Raw genomic sequence first — 361 nt, forward strand, 5'->3', positions numbered from 1 at the left:
GGAGAGCGAGTAGGCGGCGGCGACGTCGAAGAGCAGCTGGAAGGCGAGCGCGCCGAACGCGTAGTAGAGGGTGTTGAAGAGAAGCCGGGACAGGTCCATCACCGTCCACGCCCGGGAATAGTTCTCCGTGTGGACCGACGTGGGGAAGGCGGTCGGCGGGCTCTGCACGACTTCCTGGGTGGTCTTGAGTCCGCCGGTGACCATCCAGTAGAGCGGCCCGAGGAAGGCCACGGTGAACAGAGCGATCACCACTGCGAACACGATCCAGTAGATGGTCCTGCCGCGGGGCCGGGCGAGCTGGGCCGGTGAGATCAGGGTCCGCTGGCGTCCCAGGTCGGCGGCGCGCCGTTCGGCCCTGCGC

1 pseudogene is annotated in these 361 nt (G+C 68.1%); it reads right to left on the minus strand.

Annotated features, from left to right (window positions below):
* Positions 1–361: pseudogene (locus AC1DUE_RS20920) on the minus strand (hypothetical protein); the annotation flags it as partial.

The sequence above is a fragment of the Cellulomonas sp. P4_A2 genome (genome assembly GCF_056402515.1).